The organism is Dyella agri, from assembly GCF_044904705.1.
GTDB classification, from domain to species: Bacteria; Pseudomonadota; Gammaproteobacteria; order Xanthomonadales; family Rhodanobacteraceae; genus Rhodanobacter_A; species Rhodanobacter_A agri.
Genome location: NZ_JADIKL010000003.1, coordinates 109596 through 134639, shown reverse-complemented (window position 1 = coordinate 134639; position 25044 = coordinate 109596). Strand labels below are relative to the sequence as shown.

Genomic DNA, 25044 nt, shown 5'->3' with positions numbered 1-25044 from the left:
GTCATGCGCCACGCCATTCGTTGTCTCCTGTTGCTGCTGCTTCTCGCCGGTACCGGCTTCGGCCAGGCTGCGCTGGCTGCCGGCGGCAGCACGCTGAAGGACATCAACTACACCACGCTGCCCGGTGGCAGCGTGCAGCTGCACCTGAACTTCTCAGGTGCCGTGCCGCAGCCGCGCATTTTCACCACCGACAACCCAGCGCGCATCGCACTCGATTTCGCCAACACCGATACCACCGCCCAGCGGCATACGGACATCGGACAGGGCGCCACCTCCGGTGTTTCGGCGGTATCCGCCGGCGGCCGTACCCGGGTGATCGTGGAGCTGATGCGACAGGCGTCGTACCAGTCGGCGATCGAAGGCGACAGCCTGGTGCTCACGGTAGCGGCTGGCAGTGCACCTCAAACGGCATCTGCACCTGCGCCAGCGCAGCGCAGCGTCACCACCGCGGCGATCATCGATCCGTCCAAGCGTCTGCCGGTGACGGCTGAGGGTGGCATCAGCGTTACCAACATCGACTTCCGCCGTGGCGCGAACGGCCAGGGCCGCGTGCTGATCAGCTTCAGCGGTCCCGGCGCCGATGCTCAGATGCACACCATCGGCGACAAGGTCGAAGTCAGCATCCCCAATGCCAGCGTGCCGTCCAACCTGGCGCAGCGGCTGGATACGCTGGACTTCGCCACCCCGGTGCAGTCGATCGCCACCCGCGCCGGCGCTTCGGGCGGTGTGCAGATGACGATCATCACCAAGGGCGTGGTCGACCCCTCGGCCTACCAGGATGGCAACGAGTACGTGGTCGAGGTGGCAGCGAAGAAGAGCGATACCACCGCCGGTGGTGGCAAGCTGGCGTTGGACCAGACCCCGGTCTACACCGGCAAGCGTGCGACCTTCAACTTCCAGGACATCCCGGTGCGTTCGGTGCTCCAGCTGATCGCCGATACCTCGGGTCTCAACATCGTAGCCTCCGACAGCGTCACTGGTAGCATCACCCTGCGCCTGGTGAACGTGCCGTGGGATCAAGCGCTAGACGTGATCTTGCGCTCCAAGGGTTTGGACAAGCGTCGCGACGGCAACGTGATCTGGATCGCGCCGCAGCAAGAGCTGTCTAAGTACGAGGAGGATCTCGCCACCGCGCGCATGAAGGCCGAAGACAATGCGCCGCTGATCACCACCTACATCCCGATCAGCTACGGCAAGGCGACCGATATCGCCAAGCTGCTGACCACTGGCAGCATGCAGAGCAATGGTGGGGGCGCGGCCGCGGGCGGTGCTGGCGTTGCACGCGGCTTTCTGTCCGCGCGTGGCAGTGTCTCCTACGACGAGCGCACCAACACCTTGCTGCTCAACGACACCGCCGAGAAGACCGAGCAGATCCGCAAGCTCGTCGCCGTGCTGGATCGACCGGTGCAGCAGGTGCTCATCGAGTCGCGCATCGTGATCGCCAGCGACAGCTTCACCCGTGCGCTGGGCGTGCAGTGGGGTGCGTATGCGCAGCGAATCAATCCGAGTGGCCAGGTGATACAGACGGGTGGCGGCGCAGGTGGCACCACGCTGGGTTGGAACACGCCAGGCAGCACCACCAGTAGTAGCGGCAGCAATGGTGTCTCCACCAATCCTGGCCTTGTGGTGAATTTGCCGGCGGCGAGCAGCAACTCTCCTGCAGGTGCGCTCGGCTTCGCCATCCTTGGCAAGAACTACGCGCTGGACCTGGAACTGTCGGCCTCGCAGACCGAAGGCAACAGCGAGATCGTCGCCAGCCCGCGCGTGATTACCGCAAACCAGCAAGAAGCGGTGATCCGCCAGGGCCAGGAGATCGGCTACGTTACCTACCAGGGTGGCGCAGGCTCCAGTTCGAGTACGGGCACGGCCTCGGTGCAGTTCAAGGATGCCGTGCTGCAGCTCAAGGTCTTGCCGACCATCACGGCGGACAACCGCGTCTATCTCGCGATTACCGTCAACAAGGACTCGCTGGCTTCTTATCTGCAGACGCCGCAGGGCCAGGTGCCGAATATCAACACCCAGTCGGTGAATACCAACGTCCTGGTGGACAATGGCCAGACCGTGGTGCTGGGTGGCATCTACGAGGTCGACAAGACCAACTCGGTCACCAAGGTGCCCGGCCTTGGCGACATCCCCATCGTGGGTACCTTGTTCCGCAGCACCAACCGGAACAACAGCAAGGCGGAACTGCTGATCTTCGTGACGCCGCGCATCCTCAACGATTCGCTGCAGTAAGACGTTGCATCCGTGCTACACGCAAAGAGGCGGCTTCGGCCGCCTCTTTGCGTAGTGCGCCTGAATGCCGGGGCGCCGTCGACTAAACTTCCAGGCTCCGTCGCGGTCAACAACCGCGACTTGCTGCTGGAATTCCCATGATGGACATACCCGAGACTCCGCCCCGCAGTGCTCTGCAGCAGGCCTTTGCGCGGCTGCGCGACGAGCTGCGGGCCTGCATCATCGGCCAGCCGAAGCTGGTCGATTGCCTGCTGGTGGCGTTGCTCGCTGACGGCCATCTGCTGGTGGAGGGCGCGCCAGGCCTGGCCAAGACCACTGCGGTGAAGGCGCTGGCGGCGCGGATCGAGGCGGACTTCCACCGCGTGCAGTTCACCCCCGACCTGCTACCGGCCGATCTCACCGGCACGGATGTATTCCGCCCGCAATCCGGCAGCTTCGAGTTCGAGCGCGGTCCGCTGTTCCACAACATCGTGTTGGCCGATGAAATCAATCGTGCACCGGCCAAGGTGCAATCGGCCCTGCTGGAAGCGATGGCCGAACGCCAGATCACCGTGGGCCGCAGCACCTGGCCGTTACCGGAGCTCTTCATGGTGATGGCTACGCAGAACCCGATCGAGCAGGAAGGCACGTTCGCGCTGCCCGAGGCGCAGCTCGACCGGTTCCTGTTGCATGTCACCATCGGCTATCCCGACGCTGCGGCCGAACTGGCGATCCTCAGGCTGGCCCGCGAACAGGCCAGCCGCCGCGCGCACCCGGTGCCGGCGCCGGCCTCCTTGCTTAGCCAGGCCGACGTGTTCGCTGCACGCGATGCCGCGATGGCGGTACATATGGCGCCCGCGCTGGAGGAATACCTCGCGCAGGTGGTGCTGGCCACGCGCGACGCCGGCCGCTACGGACAGGAGTTGAAGCGCTGGATCGCCTGGGGCGCCAGTCCGCGCGCCACCATCGCGCTGGACCGTTGCGCCCGCGCGCAGGCCTGGCTGGCTGGTCGCGACTATGTGCTGCCAGAGGACGTGCACGCGATCGTGCACGAGGTGCTGCGCCATCGCGTGTTGCTCAGCTATGAAGCCGAAGCCGAAGGCGTGCGCAGCGATCAGGTGATCGCCCGGCTGCTGGATCTCGTGCCGCTGCCGTGAGTGTCGCTGCGCCGAATCGCGTCGACGGCGATGGCCGGGCATGCGTGTCGCTGGCCGAACTGATCGCGCAAGGAACCCGTGTCGGCCGTGCGAAGCTGGCGCCGACGGAGAGCCGTGCCGCGCGCAGCGGCCAGCACCCCAGCCGTCTGTACGGCCGTGGCATGGACTACGCCGAATCGCGCGTCTACCAGGCCGGCGATGACGTGCGGCGAATGGACTGGCGACTCACCGCACGCAGCGGCAGGTTGCATACCAAGCTGTTCCAGGAGGAGCGCGAAGGGCGTCTGCTGATCCTGCTGGACACACACGTCAGCCTGCGCTTCGGTACCCGCGTCCGCTTCAAGTCGGTGCAGGCTGCGCGCGCCGCCGCGATTGCCGCGTGGCTGGCCGTGCGCGCGGGTGAACGCGTGGGCATGATGGCCTTCGGCGTGCACGATCGCCTGCTGCGCCCACAAGGCGCCGCGCGTGGCGCACTCGCGGTGTGCGGCGCCCTGGCCGAATGGGATGCGTTGCCGCCGACGGATCGTGCCGAGCCGCTGTCCGCCACCCTGCTGCGAGCCCGCCGCCTGCAGCATGGTGCCAGTCGCGTGCTGTTGCTCAGCGACGGGTTCAGCGCGGACGCCGAAGCTCGGCGGCACTTGCTTGAACTGAAGGTGCGGGCTGAAGTCGGCGTGCTGGTGGTGGCCGATGCGCTGGAACGCGAGCTGCCGCCACCGGGCCGCTATCCGCTGGAGCACGCGGGCGAGCGGCGCGATGTGGTGCTGCTGGGCGAGCGCCAGCGGCGCGAGTTCCAGCAGGCGCTGGGCAGCGGCCCGGCGCGCCTGGAAGCCCTGGCGCGCGGCACGGGCCTGCGTTGCCGCGTGATCGACACACGCGACGATCCGCTCGCAGCGGTCGGCGAGTTGCTGGGCGCGGCAGGGATGCGCCGATGATGCCGCAACCACCCGGATCGAAGGGGCCGGCGCTGCGCGACATCCATTTGCCGCCCGCACCGTCGTGGTGGCCGTTGGCGCCGGGCTGGTGGCTGTTGGCCGCGCTGGCGCTGTTGGCGCTGATCGCGGCGGCGTGGTTCTGGCAACGGCATCGTCGTTTGCAGAAGCAGCGCCGCCTGCTGTTGGACGAACTGGAACAGCTGGCGACATGCCATGTGCGCGACGGCAACGATGCCGCGTTGGCGGCCGCGCTTCATCAACTGCTGCGCCGTGTGGCGCGCCGGCATGATGAGGCCGCGGCGAGGCAACGTGGCGAAAGCTGGCGGCAGACGCTGGCGCGCGTGCCGGTGGCGGCGCCGGTGCTGGATCGCCTGATGGCGCTGGACCAGGCGATTTATCGACCGCAAGCGAAATTCGACGTGCCCGACACGTTGGCAGCGGCACGCAGCTGGCTGCAGGCGGCTGCGAAGCCGCGCACCTGGCCGTCGGTCGCCAAGGAGCCGGGCCATGTTTGAGTTCGCATGGCCTTGGCTGTTCGTGCTGTCGCCGCTGCCCTGGCTGCTGCGCCTCGTGCTGCCGCCCACCACGCCAGGGCAAGCACTGCGTTTGCCGCAGCCCGGCTTGCGCCTTGCAGCGGCAGGCGGCAATGCGGCACGCAGCGTCGCCCCGTGGTTGCTGGCAACGTCGTGGCTGTGCCTGGTGGCCGCGGCGGCGCGTCCGCAGTGGGTAGGGCCGCCGCAGGCGCAGCAGCGCAGCGGCCGCGCGCTGATGCTGGCGGTCGACCTTTCCGGCAGCATGCAAACGCCGGACATGGAGCTGGCTGGCCAGCCGGTGAGCCGCTTCGGCGCGGTGAAGGCGATCGCCGGCAACTTCATCGACCGGCGCCACGGCGACGAGATGGGCCTGATCCTGTTCGGCAGCCAGGCCTTCCTGGTGACGCCGCTCACCTACGATCTGGATGCGGTGCGCGCGCAACTGCAGGGCGCGGCCGTGGGCCTGGCTGGCACCGAAACGGCAATCGGCGATGCGATCGCCATCGCGGTGAAGCGGCTGTCCGCATTGCCCGAGCAGGCGCGCGTGCTAGTGCTGCTCACCGACGGTGTCAATAACGCGGGCAGCATCACTCCGCTGGAGGCCGCGCGTGCCGCCAAGGCGGACGGCGTGCGCATCTATACCGTGGGTATCGGCGCCACCCGTATGCGCGTGCCAGGCTTCTTCGGCAGCCAGATCGTCAATCCTTCCGCCGACCTCGATGCGTCCATGCTGACGAAGATCGCCGACGGGACCGGCGGTCGCTTCTTCCGTGCCACTGACAGCGACCAGCTGGCCGATGCCTATCGCACCATCGATGCGCTGGAGCCGATGCCGCAGCACGGCCCCAGTCTGCGGCCACGGCACGAGTGGTTCAGCTGGCCGCTCGCTGCCGCGCTGCTGCTGTGGCTGCTGGCCAGCCTGCCGCGTCGGCGGGCGGTGGAGATGCCGGCATGAGCGCTGCGCTGGCCCAGTTCCACTTCCTCAGGCCGTGGTGGCTGTGTGCGCTCGTCGCCCTGCCGTGGCTGTTGTGGCAGGCCTCGCGCCGCGGTCGCGGTCTGCAGGCCTTGTCGCGGCTGGTCGATGCAGAGCTGCTGCCGCAATTGCTGCATGGACAGGCCACGCGGCAGCGGCTGCCGCTGGGCCTGCTCGCGCTGGCCTGGTCGCTGGCCGTACTGGCGCTGGCCGGGCCAACCTGGAGTCGCGTCGAGCAGCCCTTGTATGCGCGTCGCGCGGCACAGGTCGTGGCGATCTCGCTGTCGCAGCGCATGCTGTCGCGGGATGTGACGCCCAGTCGCATCGACCGCGCACGCTACAAGGCGCACGACTTGCTGATGGCCAACCGCGATGGCCTCAACGCACTGCTCGGCTACGCCGGCGAGGCCTTCGCGGTGGCACCACTCACTTCCGATGTGGACAGCTTGGGCACGCTGCTCGACGCGATGGCGCCCGACACCATGCCGGTGGACGGCGATGACGCGGCGACAGCGATCGCGCGCGGCGCGGCATTGATCCACGATGCCAAGGTCGGCGGCGGCTCGCTGGTGTTGATCGCCGATACCGCCGACGCGGCGGCGCAAGACGCCGCGCGCAAAGCGCATGCCGAAGGCGTGCGGGTCTCGGTATTGGGCGTAGGCACGTCGCAGGGTGCGCCCGTGCCGCTGCCAGGCGGCGGCTTCTTGCACGACGCGCAAGGCCATCTGCAGCTGGCGGGTCGCGATGATGCGGCGCTGGCGGCGGTCGCCGCGGCGGGCGGTGGTCGTTACGTGTCGATGCGTGCCGACGGCAGCGACATCGCGGCGTTGCGCAGCGAATTGCAGGCAAGCTCCACGCAAGCGATGCAGGGGCAGGTCGGCGACGAATGGCAGGATCGCGGCCCCTGGTTGCTGCTGCTCCTGTTGCCGCTGGCAGCGTTGGCGTTTCGCCGTGGCTGGCTGCTGCTGTTGCCGCTGGTGCTGCTGCCAACGGTGCCGGGCACGGCGCACGCAACGGATTGGCGCGACCTTTGGCAGAACAAAAACCAACAGGCGGCTACGGCGCTCCGGCAGGGCGACGCGAAGCAGGCGATGCAGCTGGCACAGGACCCGGCCTGGCGCGGAGCGGCGGCTTACCGTGCCGGCGACTATGCCGCCGCCACGCAAGCGCTGCGCGAGGCGAAGGGCAGCGATGCCGCATACAACCTCGGCAACGCCTTGGCGCGCAGCGGCAAATACCAGGACGCGATCCATGCCTACGACGAGGCGCTGAAGCGCGATCCCGCCAACGCCGACGCAAAGGCCAACAAACAGGCCGTCGAGGACTGGCTGCACAAGCAGCAGAAGGACAAGTCGCAGAACCAGTCCTCGCCACAGCAGCCACAGCAGCCACAGAAGCAGGGTGGCTCGTCTTCGCCGCAAGGGCAGGGTGGCAACAGCGGACAGAGCAAGGACAAGCAAGGCCAGGGTGGTCAAGGCAAGAACGGCCAAGACAAGAGCGGCCAGGACAAGAACGACGGCCAGCCCGGCCCATCGTCGCAGCGGGGCGACGACTCGAAGCAGCAAGGTCAGCGGGATGCATCGAACGATGCCGGCCAATCGCCGCAAGACAAAACGAAACAAGGCGACCAACGATCACCCGGCAGCACTGGAGCGCAACAGGTCAAGCCGCAGCCGACGCCTGAACAGCAGGCGGCCCAGCAGGCGCAGGCCGAGCGGGCGCAACAGGCGTTGAAGCAGCAACTCGACAGACAGCTGGGCGCGCCTGGCAAACCCGCGGCGGGCCAGCCGCCCGCGCACCAGCTCGGCGCGGAAGGTGCCGACGCGCAGTCGAAGCTGCCCACGGATTTGCGCCAGGCCTTGCAGCGCGTACCCGACGATCCGGGTGCGTTGCTGCGCCGCAAGTTCGAATTGGAATACCAGCGCCGCCATGGTGGCGTGGCCGATGAAGGTGGGCCGTGATGTTTAGAGGAAAGGCTTTGCTGTTGCCGCCATGTCTCGCTGCGGAGATCGGACGGGCTGCCGTCCTCAATCGCACTTTTCAGTGCCTGTGCCTGCTGCTGTGCCTGGCCTTTCCACTGCTGGCGCACGCCACCGGTGTGCGGGCCACGCTGGATCGCAACACCGCGCAACTGGGCGAGACGGTGACGCTGAACCTGCACGTCGACGATGGCGGCGGCAACGTCGCCATGCCCAATCTCAGTCCTCTGCAGCAGGATTTCGACATCCTCGGCCGCTCGCAAAGCAGCAGCCTCAGCATCGTCAACGGCCAGCGCAGCGCGGAGCTGGTGATCGGCCTGGTGCTGCGGCCGAAGCGTCTGGGCACGCTGACGATACCGCCGCTCGCGGTGGCCGGGTCGCGGACCGCGCCGCTGCAACTGCAAGTCGTCGCGCCGAATCAGTCGGCCGCTGCGGCGACGAACAAGAATGTGTTCATGGAAGTCGAGGTCGCGCCGAAGCAGGCCTGGGTGGGCCAACAGCTCAGCTACGTGGTGCGGCTCTACGTCAGCGGCGATATCACCGGCGGCACGCTGGACACACCGCAGGTCGATGGCGTGCAGCTCAGTCAGATCGGCGGTGAGCTGCGCTACGACAAGGTGCGTGATGGCCGCGAATACCGTGTGATCGAACGCCGCTATGCGCTGGTGCCGCAGCATGCGGGTACGTTGGCTATTCCCGCGTTGGGTTTCCAGGGGATGGCGCTCGATCCCGGCGATCCCGACAGCTTTTTCGGCGCGGGTACGCCAGTCGGCGCCAGTGCACCAGCGCAAACCGTACAGGTGCGAGTCGCGCCCGCCAACTGGGGCCAGTCCGCGTGGCTGCCGGCGCGCGCACTCAGCCTCACGCTCAGCGGCTGGCCGGACGCGGGCACGCCGGTGCGCGTGGGCCAGCCGATCAACCTCACCATGACGCTCAGTGCCACCGGCCTGCCGGCCGATGCGTTGCCGAAGCTCAGCCTGCCTGCGGTGCAGGGTGCCACGGTGTACCCCGACCAGCCGAAGACGGCCACTGCGGAAGACGATGCATGGCTACAGGGCAGCAGCGTGCGCAGCTTCGCGGTGGTGCCGGAGCAGGCCGGTACCTTGACCTTGCCGGCGACCACATTGCGCTGGTTCGACGTGACCTCGGGACAGGCGCAGACCGCGGAGATTCCCGCGTACAGCATCACCGTGCTTCCGGCAGCCGGTGCAGCCGCGGCCACGCCCACGACTCCGGCATCGACGGCATCGACTGCATCGCCCGCTACGGCAACGGCGCTGGCGCCGGACCGCGCGCACGACGTGCCGTGGCGCTGGATCGCGCTGGCCTGCCTGGCGCTGTGGCTGCTCACCCTGCTGGCATGGTGGTTGTGGCCGCGACGCACGGCGCGCCAGGCTGCCGTCGTGGCGAACCGCAGCGTCGTCGGCGATTCCACGCGCCAGGCAAGGCAGGCCTTCGTGGCTGCCGCGCGCGGCAGCGATGCATCGGCGCAATTGCGCAGCCTGCTGGCCTGGGCGCAGACGGAGCGGCCGGCGATCCAGCATCCGGGCGCGCTGGCGAATGCACTGGCTGACGAGACGCAACGGCGCGCGCTGGCTGGGCTGCAGCGGCGCTGCTACGGCATGGCATCAGTATCGACGGCGGAGAGCGGCGATCTCGTCGAGGTGTTCAAGCAGGGCTTCGCATGGCGCCCGGCCGACAAGGTGGACGATGACGGCCTGCCACCGCTGTACCCATTCAAAGTGAAGTGAGTGCCGCCTGAAACACCGCACGCATCGGCTCGCTGTAGCAGCACACAATGAGGTCGAATGCGGGGTCGCTGGCCAGTTCCTTGCGCAGCGTGCCCAGCGCGATCACGGCGGCCAGCGACGCGGGGTAGCCGTAGACGCCGCAGCTGATCGCCGGGAAGGCAATGCGGTGCAGGCCGTGTTCGCGCGCCAATTGCACGGCGTTGCGGTGGCAGCTCTCCAGCAGCTGCGCCTCGCCATACGCACCTCCGCGCCAGATCGGACCCACGGTGTGGATCACCTGACGAGCCGGCAACGCGAATCCCGGCGTGATCCGGGCCTCGCCGGTGGGGCAGCGTACCCCGGGAGCGGCTTCCGGCAGCGCGCGGCAGGCGGCCAGCAGCGCCGGACCGGCGGCGCGGTGGATGGCGCCATCGACCCCGCCGCCCCCGAGCAAGGTCTCGTTGGCTGCGTTGACGATGGCGTCGACGGCCAGCGTGGTGATGTCGGCGGTGATGACGGCGAGGGGCATGTGCGTGTGGCTTTCGGCTTATGCTTGAGCCCAATGCGGGCGAGGTTGCGACCATCATGGCGAAAACAGAAGAGCTTTCCTTCGGCTATTTGCTGAACGACGTGACCTTGCTGTTCCGCAAGCATTTCGACCGGCGCGCGGTGAAATTCGGCCTGACCCGCGCGCAGTGGCGCGCCACCAAGATGCTGTACCACCGCGAAGGTATGCGCCAGACCGAGCTGGCCGAGGCGCTGGAGATGGAGCCGATCGCGGTGGGCAGGGTGATCGACCGCCTGCAGGCTGCCGGTTTCGTTGAGCGCCGGCCGGACCCGAAGGATCGGCGCGCGTGGCGGCTGTATGTCACCGCACAGGCGCACGACGTGGTGGACGACATGGAGCAGATCGCGCGCGAGCTGCGTAGCGAGGTTACCCAGGGCATCGACTACGACGAGCTGAAGCAGGCGCTGGCGGTGATCGGGCGGATCAAGGAAAACCTGCAGGCACTGGACACGGCCGAAGCGCCGGCAACGCGCAAGGAATAGCCGCGGGCGGATGCCCTAGCCACATTCGTCGCGCCTGCCAAGTGCCGGGCGTTGCGGGTCCCGCGCCGCGCAGTCGGCGCAGAATGTGTCATGACAGTCAGCGCATCGTTGCATGCGTGCGTTTGTTATTCATTTGATTCCTGCTGTGCTCCGGCGTCGCGATAGCGTGGTTTGCCAGTCGGCGGGAATGCCCGATTCGATACTGGAGTTCCCATGCCCCAGCGCATGTCCTGGAAGAAGCTCGTGGCGCTGCTGGTCGCGGTGGTGCTGGTCGCGCTGGTCGCGCGCGGATGGTCCGGCCGGGGCAAGAGCGATGCGGATAAATCGGTCGCCACACAGGCGGTGCCGGTGAAGGTGGCAGTGGCGCAGCGCGGCGATCTCGACCTCTCGCTCAAGGTGATCGGCAGCGTCGAGGCGTATTCCAGCGTGACCGTGCAGTCGCGCGTCAGCGGGCAGCTGGAGTCGCTGGCGTTCGTTCCGGGCGGCCGGGTGAAGGCAGGGCAGGTGATCGAGCGGATCGATCCCAGCCTGTTGCAGGCGCAGCTGGATCAGGCGCGCGGCAACCTCGCCAAGGACCAGGCCCAGCTCGTGAACGCCGAACAGGTATTGCGCCGCTATACGCCGATGCTGGCCAAGGGTTACGTCGCGCAGACCGACTACGACACCTACAAGGCGAATGTGGGCATCTATGCCGCCTCGGTGAAGGCGGACAGGGCGGCGGTGGAAATGGCGCAGACCCAGCTCGGCTACGCGCGGATCGTCGCGCCGGTGGACAGCATCGCCGGCGCGCCGCTGGTTTACCCCGGCGCGCAGGTGAGCGCCAATAGCACCAACCTGGTGGTGCTCAACCAGGTGCGGCCGATCTACCTCACCTTTTCCGTGCCCGAGACGGCACTGGATGGCGTGAAGGCCGCCCATGCGCGCGGCAAGGTGACGGTCGGCGCCACCGTTCCGGGCGCGAAGGGGCCGCCGCTCGAGGCCACCCTGGATTTCATCAACAACACGGTGGATGCCACCACCGGCACGATCCAGCTGAAGGCGGTGTATCCGAACACCGACGACCGGCTGACCCCGGGCCAGTACGTGCAGCTGCATCTGCCTACCACCCGCCTCGCCAACGTCGTGACCGTGCCGGTGGAAGCGCTGCAGAACTCGCCGAACGGCAGCTTCGTGTTTGTGGTCGCCGCCGACGGCAGCGTGCAGCAGCGCATGGTGACGACGGGACAGAGCAGTGGCGACCGCCTGGTGATCGAGAAAGGCCTGGATGCGGGCGAGCAGGTAGTCACGGACGGCCAGATGCTGCTCACCAACGGCACGCATGTGCAGGTGGTGAAGGGGTGAGCGCCGCCATGTTTCGCTCCTGCCGCGGCTTGATGAAGGTAGTGGCAAGACTGACCCCTCCGCACGGAGGGGGGAAGGTGCGAACGTGCTATGCGGATTCGCACCACCGCATGAATCGTGACCCGAGCGTATGTGGCCTGCAGGCACAACGGGTTTCGAAAGGAGGGCGGCTGCCTTGAACCTGCCTGCCCTGTGCATCCGGCGACCGGTGATGACGGCGTTGCTGATGATCGCGCTGATCGTATTCGGCGTGGTCGCCTATCCGAATCTGCCGGTGAACGAACTGCCGAACGTGGACTTTCCCACCATCTCGGTGAGCGCAAGCCTGCCCGGCGCTTCGCCGGAGACCATGGCCACCGCGGTGGCCACGCCGTTGGAGAACCAGTTCTCGACCATCGCCGGCATCAGCCAGATGACCTCGACCAGCGCGCTCGGATCGACCTCGATCACGCTGACCTTCGACCTCGGCCGCAACATCGACGGTGCCGCGCAGGACGTGCAGGCGGCCATCTCGGCGGCGCAGCGCCAGCTGCCCACCAACATGCCCACGCCACCCACTTTCCGCAAGGTCAATCCGGCGGACAAGGCGATCCTCTACCTCACGCTCAGTTCCGACACGCTGCCGCTGTCCACCGTGGATGAGTACGGCGAGACGCAGCTGGCGCAGGAGCTGTCGATGATCAACGGCGTGGCCCAGGTGGGTGTGTTCGGCTCGCAGAAGTACGCCGTGCGCATCAGCGTCGACCCCGCCAAGCTGGCCGCCAACGGGATCGGCATCGATGCGGTGCAGCAGGCGATCGCGAACGCCAACGTCAACCTGGCCACCGGTTCGCTCAATGGCAGCCGGCAGCTGCTGCAGGTGAGTTCCGATGGCCAGCTGCGGCGGGCCGAGCCATACAACAACCTGATCGTGGCGTATCGCAACGGCGCACCGGTGCGCTTGTCGCAGCTTGGCCACGCCGCGGACAGCGTGCAAAACGACCAGCTGGCGAGCTGGTTCAACGGCAGGCGCGCGGTGGTGCTGGCGATCGATCGCCAGCCCGGCTCCAACACCGTGGCGACGATCGATCGCATCCGCGCGGTGCTGCCGCAGTTCAAGGCCACGCTGCCGCCCGGGATCAAGCTGGAGACGCTGTACGACCGCTCCGATTCGATCCGCGCCTCGGTGGATGATGTGCAGTTCACCTTGCTGCTGGCCGGCGTGCTAGTGATCCTGGTGATCTATCTGTTCCTGGGCAACGCCTCGGCGACGCTGATCCCCGCGTTGGCACTGCCGGTGTCGGTGATCGGTACCTTCGGCGTGATGTACGCGTTGGGCTACAGCCTGGACAATCTCTCGCTGCTGGCGCTGACCCTGGTGGTCGGCTTTGTGGTGGACGATGCGATCGTGATGCTGGAGAACATCGTGCGCCACGTCGAGGCCGGCATGGACCCGTACGAGGCCTCGCTCGTCGGCGCCGGCGAGATCGGCTTCACCATCTTTTCGATGACGCTGTCGCTGGTGGCCGTGTTCCTGCCGGTGATGTTCATGGGCGGCATCGTGGGTCGGCTGTTCCACGAGTTCGCGGTGGTGATCTCGACCGCGATCCTGATCTCGGGTTTCGTCTCGATCACGCTCACGCCGATGCTGTGCAGCCGCTTCGTGAAGCATGCCGAGCACGAGCAGAAATCCCGCGTGGCGCTCGCCTTCGATCGCGGCTTCAACCATGTGCGCGACGGCTACAACCGCTCGCTGGCCTGGGCCGTGGCGCATCCGCGCATGGTGATGGGCGTGTTCTTCGCCAGCCTCGTTGCCACCGCGGTGCTGTTCGTGGTGGTGGACAAGGATTTCATTCCGGCCGGCGATACCGGCCAGTTGAGCGCCAATACCGAGGGCCCAGACGATATCTCCATCGCCGGCATGGCGGTGCGCCAGCAGAAACTGGCGGAGATCGTGGGCCAGGATCCGAACATCGCCGCCTACATGTCGTCGGTGGGTTCGGGTGGCCCGCGCACCACCACCAACAACGGCTCGATCTTCATGCGGCTGAAGCCGGCGAGCGAGCGCGAGCTCGATCCCGACCAGATCATCCAGGAGCTGCGCGCGAAGTTCGCCAAGGTGCCGGGCATCCGCGCCTACCTGCAGAACCCGCCGCAGATCCAGGTGGGCGGCCGCGCCTCCAAGGCGGAGTACCAGTACACCTTGCAGTCCACCGACCTCAACGCGCTGTACGCCGAGTCGGGCAAGGTACTCGATGCCTTCGCCAGACTGCCCGGATTCCAGGACGTCACCAGCGATCTCGACCTGAATGGCCCGGCCATCCAGGTGCAGGTGGATCGCGACAAGCTGGCGCCGCTGGGGCTCACCATGTACCAGGTGCAGAGCGCGTTGGGCACTGCGTTCGGCGAGGGCCAGATCTCCACCATCTACGGGACTGCCACGCAGTACTGGGTGATCCTGCAGGCGCCGTACGAGCTGCAGAACGACCCGGCGGTGCTGTCGCAGCTCTATGTCACCTCGAACACCGGCACGCTGGTGCCGCTCAGTACGGTGGCGAGTTTCACCCGCAAGGCGCAGCCGCTCACCGTGAACCACCAGGGCGAGCTGCCTGCGGTGACCATTTCGTTCAACCTCGCGCCGGGCGTGAGCCTCAGCCAGGCGGTAGCTGAGATAGGCGGCGCGATGCGCCGGCTCAACCTGCCGGCGTCGATCACCGGCAGCGTGCAGGGCACCGCGCAGGCTTTCCAGGATTCGATGCAAGGCATGGGCATGCTGCTGGCACTGGCCTTGTTCGTGATCTACCTGGTGCTGGGCATTCTGTACGAGAGCTTCATCCACCCGCTGACGATTCTCTCCGGCCTGCCCGCGGCGGGCGTGGGCGCGCTGCTCACGCTGATGCTCTTCCATGCGCCGCTGGACCTGTTCTCCTTCGTCGGCATCGTGATGCTGATCGGCATCGTGAAGAAGAACGCGATCATGCTGATCGACTTCGCGCTGGAGCGGCAACGCGTGGAAGGCATGTCGCCGGCCGAAGCCATCATCGAGGCCTGCCACGTGCGCTTCCGCCCGATCATGATGACCACCATGGCGGCGTTCGCCGGCACGCTGCCGATTGCGCTGGGCATCGGCGCCGGCGCGTCCTCGCGCCGCCCGCTGGGCCTTGCCGTGGTGGGCGGCCTGGTGGTGTCGCAGGTGCTCACGCTGTACCTGACGCCGGTGATCTACCTGTACATGGACCGACTGCAGCAGCGCTTCGGGCGCAAGCGCACGCCGGGCGCGGAGCGTTTGCCGGCGCCATGACGAACAAGGCGGCCCGTAGGCCGCCTTGTTCGTTTCAGCAGATCGCCGCCGGCCTCACTCTTCCGCGCCATCGCTGGCGAAGGCACCGGGTGCCGAGCCGAAATCGCCATCGGCCTGCGCCGCCATGTAAGTCCAGGCCGCATACGCCGCCACGTTCTGTGCCAGCTCCTTCGGGTCGACCTTGTCCAGCGTGTCGTTCGGCGTGTGGTGCCAGTCGAAGTAGTGGGTGGCGTCCTGGTCCAGCGTCAGCGCCGCCATGCCCTTGGCGTGCATGGAGCCAAGGTCGGAGCCGCCGCCGCCGGGGCGCTTGGCGTCGTAGGCCACACCCAGCGGCTTCAGCACGTCGGCGATCTGTTCGATGGCGTGGCGGGCCGACGGCGCGACGCTGGCGTTCATGCGGTACACCTTGCCGGCGCCGAGGTCGGAGTCGGTGCCAAGCAGGAATTTCGACACTTCCTTCGCATGCTTGTCGGCATAGGCACGCGCGCCCCACAGGCCCATCTCCTCGTTCGCGAAGGCGATCACGCGGATGGTGCGGTCGGGGCGCCGCGGCAAGTCGTGGATCAGTTTGGCGGCGGCCATCGAGATGGCGATGCCGGCACCATCGTCGATCGCGCCGGTGCCCGGATCCCAGGAATCCAGGTGCCCGCCGATGGCGACGACCTGGTCGGGATGCTTGCGGCCGGTGATCTCACCGATCACGTTGGCGCCGGTGTATTCGCCCACGATGCCGCAGTCGAGGTCCAGCTTCACCGTCACTGGCTTGCCGTAGCCCAGCTCGCGCTCCAGCTGGTCGGCATCGGGGTTGGAGAGCGCGGCAGCGGGAATACCTTCGGCAGCGTTGGTGAAGCCGGTGACGCCGGTGTGGGCGATGCGCTCGTGCGCGTCGGTGCCGGCCGAGCGCAGCAGGTAGCCGGCGGCCCCCTTCTTCGAGGCGATCACCGGGCCGGCCACGCGCATGGCCGAGCCGATGCCGTAGTCGTGGCCGTCCTGGTGCCGCTGCATGCGGGCGCCGACGTAGACGATCTTGCCCTTGATCGTGGCGGGGTCGGCCGCCTTCAGCGCATCGAGGCTGTCGAAGCTGACGACCTGCGCGGTGAGTCCGCCCTTGGGCGTGCCCGGCGAGTAGCCCAGTGCGGTGAGCACCAGATGCTGGGGGAATGGCGCCACGATGGCGCCGCTTTCGTGGCGGCGCACCCACAGCGGATAGGTCGCCGGCTCGGTATAGACCTTGTCGAAACCCAGCGCCTTGAACTTCGCCACCGCCCAGTCGCGGGCGCGCTGGTCGGCGTCGCTGCCGGCCAGGCGCGGACCTACCTCGGTGGTGAGCGAGGTCAGCACGGTCATCGCCGTACCGTCGTCTAGCGCTTTGTCGCGTAGCTGTTCTGCCGTCTTTACGGCCGCGTCGGGAATGACGGTGTCAGCGGCGCTGGCGAGACCGGTGGCCAGCAACAAGCTGGCGGCGAGCAGGGTAAGGGTAGGGCGGCGCATGCGTGGCTCCAGGCAGTGAAGCCGCGATTATCGCGCCGATGAGGCGCCCCGCTTGGGCCGGAAGTCACGGCTTGCGGATGCGGGGGCGGCCCGAAGCCGCCCCCGCGGATGAATGTCATTGCTTGTTCTTGAGCAGGTCGCGGATTTCGGTGAGCAGGGCCACGTCGGCCGGCGGCGCGGCGGGCGCTTCTTCCTTCTTCTTCTGCATGCGGTTCATCAGCTTGATCACCATGAAGATCGCGAAGGCGACGATGATGAAGGTGATGATGGTATTGATGAAGGTGCCGTAGTTGATCGCCACCTCGGCGATCTTGTGCTTGGGGTCGCTGTCGTCGGCGGGTTTGAGCACCCATTTCATCGCCGAGAAATCGATGCCACCGGTAAGCATGCCGATCGGCGGCATGATGACGTCGCTGACCAGCGAGCTGACGATCTTGCCGAAGGCGCCGCCGATCACGATACCGACGGCCATGTCCATCACGTTGCCGCGCATGGCGAACGCCTTGAACTCCTGCATCATGCCCATGGATTTTCTCCCCGATTGGTACGCCGAATGGCGAGGGAGACTCTAGCGCAGGGCCTGTCGGCGAACCATGCATGGCTCGCGCAATATCCTGCGGCTGTCAGGCGATGCGGCCGCGCAGTTCGGCAACACCTTCCAGTTCGGCGTGGAAAAGGTCGCCGCGTTGCAGCGCGGCCACGCCAGCCGGCGTGCCGGTGAATACCAGGTCGCCGGCCTTGAGTTCGAACAGCGTGGACAGCGCCACCAGGATCGCCGGCAGGTCGTGCAGCATGTCGCCGAGCCGGCCGTGCTGGCGCAATTCGCCGTTGACCGTCAGGCGCAGCCCGGTATCCGCGCCGATGACGGCTTCGTCGGCCCGGCGCAAGGCCGATACCGGCGCGGAGTGGTCGAAGCCCTTGGCTACGTCCCACGGGTGGCCCTTGGCCTTGGCCTGCGCCTGCAGGTCGCGGCGGGTAAGGTCCAGCCCCACGGCATAGCCGAAGACTGCGGCCCTGGCCTGCGCCGGCGTGAGGTCGCGGCCGCCCGCACCCAGTGCTGCCACCATCTCCACCTCGTGGTGCAGTTCCTGCGTGGCGGAGGGATAGGGCACGTCGGCGCCGTCGGTCACCACCGCATCGGCTGGCTTGCAGAAGAACATCGGCCGGCCGGGTTCCACCGCTGCGCCCATTTCCTTCGCATGGTCGGCGTAGTTGCGGCCGATGCAGAACACACGGCGGACTGGGAAGCGCAACTCGCTGCCGAGGATCGGCAGGCTGGGCACGACGGGTGGGGTGATGGCGTAGTCCATGCGCGGCAGTGTAGCCGTCGGCGACGTTCAGGGGCGGTGCGGTCGGAACAGGATGTCGAACAGCGGTGTCCACGTCTTGCCGTTGTCACGCGACTGCACCGCCGTTTCGCGCACACCGTCGCCTTGCTGCGTCCAGCTCACCCGCTGCAACTGGGTGCCTTGCGCGTCGCGGACGGCACCCGTCAGCACGATCGCCTTCCCTTGTCGTTCGCCTTCGGCCAGCAGCAGCTCCCCCTCGTTGGTCACCCAGCTCTGATGCCACAGGTGGCGCGTGGCGTCGTAGATGGTGAAGCTTTCGCCGGTATAGCCGTCGGTGCGCCGGTATACCTCGTGCAGCACGCAGCCGCCGAGGGTGGCCGTGATCTGGTTACGCGCCACCGACGCCGCACCGGGTGGAGTGTGGCCCGCCTTGTCCACGCGATAGGTGTCCCAGTCGCCCAGCCAGAAGTCGAACTCCCGGAAGACGGGCGCGCTGCAGTGCGCGGCGGGCGGCGCGCCCGTCGCCAGCGTCGGCGGTGCGGGGATGGCGAGTGCGAGGGTGGCGGCGAACAAGGCGGCAATCGGGCGATGCGGCATGAGGCGGCTCCGTGGGCATGGAAGGCGGCGCTCACGTCAGCGTGCCGATTCCCCGGTGCCTGTTCAATACCCTCGCGTGACCCGGTCCAAAGAGCCGTCCTCGCATAGGGGCCCGCGTCCAACACCTCGTTCGCGGATTCCGTTCCGGCAAGCGCAGGGCATCCTGCCGCTGCCAGCCGTTGAAGATGCGCAGGACTGTGTCGATTTTCGAGAACTCTGTTCGTCATTCCCACAAGGGCCGGGTGGACCAGCTCCGGCAAGGAGACAGGAAATGCATGTCTGGTCGACAAGGCGACAAGGCCAATCCTGGTGGGGCGGGCAGAGCCATTCCCATCGATTGCGCGCGTGGGATGACATCTGTCATTGTCGATGGCTGATAACCGCCCGTGGCCCCGATAGCCCGGGAGCCGCTACGGTGTCGTGCATCACGGAGTCACGGGGATGACGGTGAGCCAGGCCGAGTTGCTGAAAGAACTGCGTATCGAGAAACACCAGCGCGACGACCATCGCCAGAGCCCTGCGCGCTGGCCGTGGATCGTGCTCGCGCTGGTAGTGGTGCTGGCGCTGATCGGCGCCGGCGCGTGGTGGGTGATGAGCCATCGCGCCATCGCGGTGCAAACCGCCACGGCGGTATCGCCGGCCAGCGACCCCGGAGCCGGTGCTGTGCTGCAGGCCACTGGCTACGTCACTGCACGGCGGCAGGCCACGGTGTCGGCGCAGATCACCGGCACGCTCACCGCTGTGCTGATCGAGGAAGGCGACCATGTGAAGAAGGGCCAGGTACTGGCCCGGCTGGACGACAGCGCCTACAAGGCGGCGCTGGATGCGGCACGGACACAGGCCGCCGCCGCGCACGCCCTGGTGGCGCAATACCAGGTCCAGCTGGCGCAGAACCTGCGCGATGCCACGCGGCAACAGTCGCTGGCCGGGCAAGGCCTGGTGCCGAAGCAGGCGGCCGAGCAGGCGCGCACGCTGGCCGACAGCACGCGCGCCCAGCTTGCCTCGCAGAAGAAAACCGCGGCCTCGGCCGACGCGCAGGTGGTCGAGGCGCAGGTCAATTTCGACTACTGCGTGATCCGTGCGCCGTTCGACGGCGTGATCACCACCAAGGATGCCCAGGTGGGCGAGATCGTTTCGCCGTTCTCCGCCGGCGGCGGCTTCACCCGCACCGGCATCGGCACCATCGTCGACATGGATTCGCTGGAAGTGGACGTGGACGTCAACGAGGCTTACATCGGCCGCGTGAAGCCGGACATGCCCGCCGAGGCCGTGCTCGATGCCTACCCGGACTGGAAGATCCCTGCCCACGTGATCGCCATCGTGCCTGCCGCCGATCGCGGCAAGGCCACGGTAAAGGTGCGCGTGGCACTGGAGAACAAGGACGCACGCATCGTGCCCGACATGGGCGTGCGTGTGTCCTTCCTGGAACAGAAATCGACCACCGTGGCGCAGGCACCTAAGGGGGTGCTGGTGCCGGCCAAGGCGATCGCGCAGCGCGACGGCCGCAGCGTGGTGTTCGTGGTCGCCGGCGGCAAGGCGCAGCTGCGCGCGGTGCAGCCCGCGACGCAGAATTACGGCGACATGAAATTGATCCCGGACGCGCTGCAGGCAGGCGAAGCGGTGGTGCTGTCGCCGCCGGCAGAGCTACGCGACGGTTCGAACGTCCAGACGGAAAAATCGTCCCCCTGATCGGCGTGCCTGCACGGGCGGGCACGCAGCTGTTTCCATCTATCCGGCCAACATCCATCGGAGCAACGCCATGGACACACTGATCCAGATCCGCGACCTCTCCAAGGTCTACGAACGCGGCAAGCAGAAGGTCGAGGTGCTGCACCACATCAACCTCGACATCGCCGAGGGCGACTTCCTCGCCCTGATGGGGCCGTCCGGCTCGGGCAAGACCACCTTGCTCAACCTGATCGGCGGCCTCGATTCGCCCACCGCGGGCAGCATCGGCGTGGGCGGCCAGCGCATCGATCAGCTGGGTGGCGGCCAGTTGGCGAAGTGGCGCGCGTCCAACGTGGGCTTCGTGTTCCAGTTCTACAACCTCATGCCGACGCTCAGCGCGCAGAAGAACGTGGAACTGCCGCTGCTGCTAACCAAGCTCTCCGGAGCGCAACGCAAGAAGAACGCGGCCATCGCGTTGCAGCTGGTGGGCCTGGCCGATCGCGCCAGCCATAAGCCAAGCGAGCTGTCCGGCGGCCAGCAGCAGCGCGTGGCGATCGCCCGCGCGATCGTTTCCGATCCGACGTTGCTGGTCTGCGACGAGCCCACCGGCGACCTCGATCGCCAGAGCGCGGAGGACGTGCTGGGCCTCTTGCGCACGCTCAACCGCGAGCACGGTAAGACCATCGTGATGGTCACCCACGATCCCAAGGCTGCCGAATACGCCGATCACACCCTGCATCTGGACAAGGGCACCCTCGTCGAACAAGTGACGGCATGAGGATGGCGCCATGAAATACCTCCATCTCATCTGGGCCGCGCTGTTCCGGCGCAAGGCCCGCACCATCCTCACCCTGGTATCGATCGTCGCCGCGTTCCTGCTGTTCGGCATGCTCAACGGCGTACGCACCAGCTTCGCCAATGCAGGCAAGAGTGCCGCTGGCGCCGAGCGTCTGCAGACCGGCGCGAAGCTCTCGTTCATCCAGCCGCTGCCATCGGCGTTGCAGGCGAAGATCGAGGCTGTGCCCGGCGTGAAGGGCGTGGCCTTCGCCAACTGGTTCGGCGGTGCCTACCAGGATCCGCACAACCAGATCTTCACCTTCGCGGTCAGCCCGAACTACATGGACATGTACCCAGAGCTCGTCATCTCGCCCGAAGAACGCAAGGCGTTCGACAGCACCCGCACAGGCGTGCTGGTGGGCGACGTAATTGCGAAGAAGTACCACTGGAAAGTCGGCGACAAGATCCCGCTGATGTCGAACATCTTTCCGAACCGCGACGGCAGCAAGAACTGGACGTTCGACATCAGCGGCATCATGCACGCCAAGGACCCCGACCACGGCCAGTTCCTGCAGGGCGGCATCCTGATGCACTGGAAGTACTTCGATGAGTCCAACCCCTACAACAGGGGGCAGGTGGGCTGGTACGTCAGTCATGTCGCCGATCCCGCGCAGGCCGACGGGGTGGCGAAGGCCATCGACGCGTTGTCGGCCAATTCCGATCACGAGACCAAGACGCAGACCGAACAGGCTGCGATGGCGTCATGGATCAAGCAGATGGCGAACGTCGGCTTGATTGTGTTCTCGATCATGGGCGCGGTGTTCTTCACCCTGCTGTTCCTCACCGGCAACACGATGGCGCAGGCCGTGCGCGAATGTACCTCGGAACTGGGGGTGCTGAAGACCATCGGCTTTTCCAGCGTCAGCGTGTTGATGATCGTGCTGGCCGAATCGGTGTTGCTGGTGCTGATCGGCGGCGTGCTGGGGCTGGGGCTGGCGGCCGTGCTGGGCCCGGTGGTCAGCGCAGGCAGCGGCGGCGTCATCAACATGCCGCCGGTAGGCGCGAGCAGCTGGTTGCTCGGCGTGGGGCTGATGGTCGCCATCGGCTTGCTGGTGGGAGCGCTGCCCGCGTTGCGGGCGATGCGCCTGAACATCGTCGACGCACTGGCCGGCCGCTGAGGAGCAACCGCCATGAACAAGTTGAAATCGATTCTGGGTGGCCTCGGCCTGTGCCTGGTCGTCGCCGTGGGCATCGCAGCCTGGACAGTTTTGCCGTGGCCGGCGTTGCTGGTGATCGCCGTGCTGTTCGCGCTGTGGATGCTGCTGCTGCGCACCGGTCGGCAAGCGAGTTCGGTTACCGGCGTCGGCATCAGTACCTTGCCGCAGCGTATCGGTTCCTCTTCGGTAGTGGTCATTGGCATCGCCGGTGTAGTCGCGGTGCTGGTGTCGCTGCTGGCGATGGGCACGGGGTATCAACAGACGCTGAGCATGAGCGGCAGTGCCGACAGCGCCATCGTGGTGCGCGGTGGCTCGGACTCTGAAGTGTCTTCCGTGCTCGACAACGCGAGCACTACGGTGATTGCGCAGGCGGCGGGCGTCGCCCGTGACGCCGCCGGCAAGCCGATCGCTTCGCCTGAACTGGTGGTGGCGGCAAACCTGCCGCTCAGCGACGGCAGCGGCGACGAGGGCAGCGTCCAGATGCGTGGTATCGGCGACGAGGCCTGGGCGGTGCGTCCCGAGGTGAAGATCGTCGCCGGGCGCAAGTTCAAGCCGGGCCTGCGCGAGTTGGTGGTGGGCAAAGGCGCGCAGAACCAGTTTGCCGGGCTGACGCCGGGCCACGACATCAAGTTGGGCAACCAGGCCTGGACCGTGGTCGGCGTGTTCGAGTCGGGCAGCGCGATGGACTCTGAACTGTGGGCCGACGCCAACGTGGTCGCCGACACCTACCGCCGCGGCAGCAGCCGCACCTCGGTGTTCGTGCGCCTGACCAACGCCGCAGCCTTCGACACGTTCAAGGCGGCGCTTGCCGGCGATCCACGCCTGCAGGTGGACGCCACCACCACGCTGGACTACTTCCGCAAGCAGTCCGAAGGGGTCACCAAGGCGATCACCATCATCGGCATCGTGGTCGGCGTGATCATGGGCATCGGCGCAGTGTTCGGTGCGCTCAACACCATGTTCGCCACCGTTGCGACGCGGGCGAGGGAGATCGCTACGCTGCGCGCCATCGGTTTCCGCGGCCTCCCTGTGGTGGTTGCAGTGATGCTGGAGACGATGTTGCTGGCGTTGCTCGGCGGCATCATCGGCGGCTTGCTGGCTTGGCTGGTCTTCAACGGCTACAGCGCCTCGACCCTGGCCCAGGGAACCGTCGGCACGGTCAACTTCAAGCTGGCTGTCACGCCCGCGCTGCTCTGGACGGGCCTGAAGTGGGCGCTGGCGATCGGCTTCGTTGGCGGCTTGTTTCCCGCCGTGCGCGCGGCACGCTTGCCGGTGACCACGGCGCTGCGCGAGCTTTGAATCCGCGTGACCTGTAGGAGCGCACTTTGTGCGCGATGGCTCTGGTGCTTGATCGAAACCAAAAGCCATCGCGCACAGGGTGCGCTCCTACGGCATTACCGGCGGCACGTAGTCCAGTGTGAGCCCCAGTAACCACAGCAAGCCAATCACCAGCGGAACGTGCACCAGCAACTGCATGAAGGTGTAGCCCACCACGTCGCGTGCCTTCAGTCCCAGCACGCCGAGCAAAGGCAGCATCCAGAACGGGTTGATCAGGTTGGGCAGTGCCTCGGCGGCGTTGTACACCTGCACCGCCCAGCCCAGGTGGACGTGCAGATCGTTCGCCGCCTGCATCACGTAGGGCGCCTCCACCAGCCATTTGCCGCCCCCGGATGGCACGAAGAAGCCGAGGATGGCGGAGTACGCACCCATCACCGCGGGGAAGCTGTCGGTGCTGGCCACGTGCACGAACAGCTGTGACAGCCGGTGCGCCAGCGTCAGGCCGCCCGCACCTTGGGCATGGGTGAGCAGGGCGGCGATGCCGCCGTACAGCGGGAACTGGATCAGCACACCGGCCGTACTCGGCACTGAGCGTGCCACCGCGTCCAGAAAGCTGCGCGGACGCCAGTGCAGCAGCAGGCCCACGGTGAGGAACAGGAAGTTGTAGGTGTTGAGGTTGGCGATGGCGCTCACCACCGACTTGGTGACGAACTCGTGGCCCAGCCAGCCCAGGCCCAGCAAGCCGATAAGCACCGCCAGCAGCGGGCTGTATTCCAGCCATTCGCCGGGGCGCTGGCGCGGCGGCAGCTGCGGCACGGCGGTCGCCTCGCTCACGCCGAAGTAGTGCGCCGTGCGCGCATTGCGGTCCGACGGCGCGGTGAGCCAGCACACCAGCAGCGAGGCCACGATCAGGCAGGCGGTGAGCGCGAAGGACTGCCACAGGAAGATGGTGCTGGTGAACGGCAACACGCCGGTGATGGCGAGCAGGCCCGGCGGCATGCTGGCCGGGTTCGCTTGCAGCTGCGCCGCCGACGAGGACAGGCCCATCGCCCACACCGCGCCGAGGCCGAGATACGCCGCCGCGCCGGCTGCGCGGTAGTCCATGCGCAGGTCCTCGCGCCGCGCCAGCGACCGCACCAGCAGGCCGCCAAACACCAGCGAGAAGCCCCACGACAGCAGCGAGGCCAGCATGCTCACCAACGCTACGTAGCAGATCGCGCCGCGCCCGCTCTTCGGTACGCGCGCCAGCTGGTCGATGAGGCGCGCCACCACCGGCGCGGTGGCCACCACGTAGCCGCCGATCACCACGAAGGCCATCTGCATGGTGAAGGGGATCAGGCTCCAGAAGCCGTCGCCGAACGCGTTGACAGCAGCCACGGGCGTGCTGCCGAAGGCCAGCGCGGCGATTGCCACGATCACCACGCCCAGCGCCGCGAACACCCAGGCATCCGGGAACCAGCGCTCCGACCACGCCGCGCAGCGCAACGCCAGGCGCGCCATCAGGCCTTCGTTCGTCGTATTCATGCCCTGGTTCCTTA

20 protein-coding genes are annotated in these 25044 nt (G+C 67.2%); 14 read left to right on the top strand and 6 right to left on the bottom strand.

Annotated features, from left to right (window positions below):
- Positions 1-3 precede the first annotated feature (3 nt).
- The 7 genes from pilQ to ISP14_RS06540 all read left to right on the top strand — a co-directional run bounded on the left by pilQ (position 4) and on the right by ISP14_RS06540 (position 9539).
- A complete protein-coding gene (gene pilQ / locus ISP14_RS06570; protein WP_404537376.1) occupies positions 4-2235 on the top strand; it encodes a type IV pilus secretin PilQ in 2232 nt (743 codons plus the stop codon).
- 140 nt (positions 2236-2375) lie between these two features.
- Positions 2376-3371 (top strand): AAA family ATPase, encoded by a 996-nt coding sequence (locus tag ISP14_RS06565; RefSeq protein ID WP_404537818.1) that lies wholly within the window; start codon positions 2376-2378, stop codon positions 3369-3371.
- Positions 3368-4303 carry a DUF58 domain-containing protein gene (locus ISP14_RS06560; protein ID WP_404537374.1) on the top strand — a complete coding sequence of 312 codons (936 nt, stop codon included), beginning with the start codon at positions 3368-3370 and terminating at the stop codon, positions 4301-4303. Before ISP14_RS06565 ends, ISP14_RS06560 begins: the two co-directional genes overlap by 4 nt.
- Complete coding sequence (locus ISP14_RS06555) at positions 4300-4818, top strand: DUF4381 domain-containing protein (RefSeq protein WP_404537372.1); 519 nt, start codon at positions 4300-4302, stop codon at positions 4816-4818. The genes ISP14_RS06560 and ISP14_RS06555 overlap by 4 nt, the downstream gene beginning before the upstream one ends.
- A complete protein-coding gene (locus ISP14_RS06550) occupies positions 4811-5791 on the top strand; it encodes a vWA domain-containing protein (RefSeq protein WP_404537370.1) in 981 nt (326 codons plus the stop codon). The genes ISP14_RS06555 and ISP14_RS06550 overlap by 8 nt, the downstream gene beginning before the upstream one ends.
- On the top strand, positions 5788-7770 hold the full coding sequence (locus ISP14_RS06545) for a tetratricopeptide repeat protein (RefSeq protein ID WP_404537368.1): 1983 nt from the start codon (positions 5788-5790) through the stop codon (positions 7768-7770). The genes ISP14_RS06550 and ISP14_RS06545 overlap by 4 nt, the downstream gene beginning before the upstream one ends.
- A complete protein-coding gene (locus ISP14_RS06540) occupies positions 7770-9539 on the top strand; it encodes a BatD family protein (protein WP_404537366.1) in 1770 nt (589 codons plus the stop codon). Before ISP14_RS06545 ends, ISP14_RS06540 begins: the two co-directional genes overlap by 1 nt.
- Here ISP14_RS06540 and ISP14_RS06535 read toward each other — a convergent pair.
- Entirely contained in the window at positions 9526-10047 is a 522-nt protein-coding gene (locus tag ISP14_RS06535) for an O-acetyl-ADP-ribose deacetylase (protein ID WP_404537364.1), read from the bottom strand. The two genes, ISP14_RS06540 and ISP14_RS06535, sit on opposite strands and share 14 nt — an antisense overlap.
- A 56-nt stretch (positions 10048-10103) precedes the next feature.
- Between ISP14_RS06535 and ISP14_RS06530 the strand changes: the two genes are divergently transcribed.
- The 3 genes from ISP14_RS06530 (at position 10104) to ISP14_RS06520 (ending at position 15189) form a co-directional block, all read left to right on the top strand.
- Positions 10104-10568, top strand: coding sequence for a MarR family winged helix-turn-helix transcriptional regulator (locus tag ISP14_RS06530; RefSeq protein ID WP_404537362.1), 465 nt, complete (start codon positions 10104-10106; stop codon positions 10566-10568).
- A 213-nt stretch (positions 10569-10781) separates the two neighbouring features.
- Entirely contained in the window at positions 10782-11909 is a 1128-nt protein-coding gene (locus ISP14_RS06525; protein WP_404537360.1) for an efflux RND transporter periplasmic adaptor subunit, read from the top strand.
- A 175-nt stretch (positions 11910-12084) separates the two neighbouring features.
- Complete coding sequence (locus ISP14_RS06520) at positions 12085-15189, top strand: efflux RND transporter permease subunit (protein WP_404537358.1); 3105 nt, start codon at positions 12085-12087, stop codon at positions 15187-15189.
- A 54-nt stretch (positions 15190-15243) separates the two neighbouring features.
- On the opposite strand, the gene ISP14_RS06515 is transcribed toward ISP14_RS06520, so the two are convergent.
- The 4 genes from ISP14_RS06515 to ISP14_RS06500 all read right to left on the bottom strand — a co-directional run bounded on the left by ISP14_RS06515 (position 15244) and on the right by ISP14_RS06500 (position 18566).
- The gene (locus ISP14_RS06515; protein WP_404537356.1) at positions 15244-16680 is read right to left on the bottom strand and encodes a M20/M25/M40 family metallo-hydrolase; all 1437 of its coding nucleotides are present in this window, start codon (positions 16678-16680) and stop codon (positions 15244-15246) included.
- A 115-nt stretch (positions 16681-16795) separates the two neighbouring features.
- Entirely contained in the window at positions 16796-17206 is a 411-nt protein-coding gene (gene mscL, locus ISP14_RS06510; protein WP_404537353.1) for a large-conductance mechanosensitive channel protein MscL, read from the bottom strand.
- A gap of 97 nt (positions 17207-17303) precedes the next feature.
- The gene (locus ISP14_RS06505) at positions 17304-17990 is read right to left on the bottom strand and encodes a fumarylacetoacetate hydrolase family protein (RefSeq protein ID WP_404537351.1); all 687 of its coding nucleotides are present in this window, start codon (positions 17988-17990) and stop codon (positions 17304-17306) included.
- A 27-nt stretch (positions 17991-18017) separates the two neighbouring features.
- Positions 18018-18566: a hypothetical protein gene (locus ISP14_RS06500; protein ID WP_404537349.1), complete on the bottom strand. Its 549-nt coding sequence runs from the start codon at positions 18564-18566 to the stop codon at positions 18018-18020.
- Positions 18567-19007: 441 nt separating this feature from the next.
- Here ISP14_RS06500 and ISP14_RS06495 point away from each other — a divergent pair, with 441 nt between their 5' ends.
- The 4 genes from ISP14_RS06495 to ISP14_RS06480 all read left to right on the top strand — a co-directional run bounded on the left by ISP14_RS06495 (position 19008) and on the right by ISP14_RS06480 (position 23527).
- A complete protein-coding gene (locus ISP14_RS06495) occupies positions 19008-20255 on the top strand; it encodes an efflux RND transporter periplasmic adaptor subunit (protein ID WP_404537347.1) in 1248 nt (415 codons plus the stop codon).
- A gap of 70 nt (positions 20256-20325) precedes the next feature.
- Positions 20326-21012, top strand: coding sequence for an ABC transporter ATP-binding protein (locus tag ISP14_RS06490; protein WP_404537345.1), 687 nt, complete (start codon positions 20326-20328; stop codon positions 21010-21012).
- Positions 21013-21022: 10 nt separating this feature from the next.
- Complete coding sequence (locus tag ISP14_RS06485) at positions 21023-22189, top strand: ABC transporter permease (protein ID WP_404537343.1); 1167 nt, start codon at positions 21023-21025, stop codon at positions 22187-22189.
- Between the two features lie 12 nt (positions 22190-22201).
- The gene (locus tag ISP14_RS06480; protein ID WP_404537341.1) at positions 22202-23527 is read left to right on the top strand and encodes an ABC transporter permease; all 1326 of its coding nucleotides are present in this window, start codon (positions 22202-22204) and stop codon (positions 23525-23527) included.
- A gap of 87 nt (positions 23528-23614) precedes the next feature.
- On the opposite strand, the gene ISP14_RS06475 is transcribed toward ISP14_RS06480, so the two are convergent.
- A complete protein-coding gene (locus ISP14_RS06475) occupies positions 23615-25006 on the bottom strand; it encodes a short-chain fatty acid transporter (RefSeq protein WP_404537816.1) in 1392 nt (463 codons plus the stop codon).
- Between the last annotated feature and the right edge of the window lie 38 nt (positions 25007-25044).